Below are 1,645 nucleotides of genomic sequence, written 5' to 3'. Positions count from 1 at the left end.
CCTGTTCTCCCGCCGGCTGCTCGGCTATGCGATGAGCGAGCACCACGACGCCGCGTTGACGGTCGCGTCGTTGCAGATGGCGGTCGCCACCCGGGGCGGGGCCGTGGACGGGGTGGTGTTCCATTCGGACCGCGGGTCGGAAGGCGGATTCAATCGGTCGTCGCAACACCTCGATTTGGGAGGTGTTGATGGGTCGGCCATCTGGATGGATGCAGGCGTTGACGGGGCGGTCACCGATGAAGTCGCCGGGCGCTCCAGCGCATCGGCGGGAGATCGAGCGGGCATTCTGGCGAGAGATCGCGAAGGGGCTTCTTGCTGAAGAGGCGGCTGCTGCGGTCGGGGTGTCGCAGGCTGTGGGTGGTCGGTGGTTCCGGCATGGTGGCGGCATGCCGCCGATGGATCTTGCCCCGCTCTCCGGCCGCTATCTGTGCTTCCAGGAGCGCGAGGAGATCGCGATCTGGAAGGCGCAGGATGTCGGGGTTCGGGAGATAGCCCGGCGGCTCGGCCGCCACCCGTCGACGATCTCCCGGGAGCTACGGCGTAACGCCGCGACCCGCGGCGGCCGGCTGGACTACCGCGCGTCTGTCGCGCAGTGGAAGGCCGATCTGGTGGCTCAGCGCCCAAAGGCGGCGAAGCTGGCCACCAACGATCGGCTGCGCCACTACGTGCAGGAACGGCTGTCCGGTCAGATCCACGGGCCGGACGGGACGGTACTCGGGCCGGAGGCCGGACCGTGGAAAGGGCGAAACAAGCCGCACCGAGGAGACCGCCGATGGGTGACAGCCTGGAGCCCGGAGCAGATAGCCAACCGGCTGAAGGCCGACTTCCCTGATGATGAGTCCATGAGGATCAGCCACGAGGCGATCTACCAGGCCCTCTACGTCGAGTCCCGGGGCGCGCTCAAGCGCGAGCTTGTCGCCTGCCTACGTACCGGTCGTGCGCTGCGGGCTCCCCGAGCCCGCTCCAAGCGCAAGGCGTGGGCACATGTCACACCCGAGGTGATGATCAGCGAGCGGCCGGCCGAGGTTGATGACCGCGCTGTGCCAGGACACTGGGAGGGTGACCTGGTCATCGGGTTGGAACGGTCGGCGATCGGCACGTTGGTTGAGCGCGCGACCCGCTTCACGATGCTGGTCCACCTACCTCGCCAAGAGGGATACGGCATCATCCCACGGACCAAGAACGGGCCGCCGCTGGCCGGGTATGGCGCCGAGACGATGAAGACCGCCCTCGCCGCCGCCATCGGCGCCCTGCCCGAGCAATTGCGCCGGTCACTGACCTGGGACCGAGGCAAGGAGCTGTCAGCACATGCTCAGTTCACGATCGAGACGGGCGTCCCGGTCTTCTTCGCCGACCCTCACAGCCCTTGGCAGCGCGCTACGAACGAGAACACGAACGGCCTACTGCGCCAGTACTTCCCGAAAGGTACCGACTTGTCCCGCTGGAGCGCCGACGACATCGCTGCTGTCGCAGCGGCGCTCAACGCCCGCCCCCGCAAGAGCCTCGGCTGGAGGACCCCCGCCGAGGCCCTCAACGATCATCTAAACTCGCTGCTGAGCAGCAGTGTTGCGACGACCCCTTGAACCTAAGGAATACACTGCGGCCGCCTACCAGGCCGCCTGTCTGCGCAGTGGGGTGGTGCAGT

1 protein-coding gene and 1 pseudogene are annotated in these 1,645 nt (G+C 67.5%); both read left to right on the top strand.

Going from position 1 to position 1,645, the window contains the following annotated elements:
* Positions 1 to 319, top strand: a pseudogene (locus tag AB0G16_RS38720) (hypothetical protein); the annotation flags it as partial.
* On the top strand, positions 210 to 1,583 hold the full coding sequence (locus AB0G16_RS38715; RefSeq protein ID WP_362816009.1) for an IS30 family transposase: 1,374 nt from the start codon (positions 210 to 212) through the stop codon (positions 1,581 to 1,583). The pseudogene AB0G16_RS38720 and the gene AB0G16_RS38715, both read left to right, overlap by 110 nt.
* The last annotated feature ends 62 nt before the right edge of the window (positions 1,584 to 1,645 follow it).

This window comes from Streptosporangium sp. NPDC023615 (assembly GCF_040640155.1).
In the GTDB taxonomy this organism is placed as follows: domain Bacteria; phylum Actinomycetota; class Actinomycetes; order Streptosporangiales; family Streptosporangiaceae; genus Streptosporangium.
This window is presented reverse-complemented; position numbering and strand designations above follow the sequence as displayed.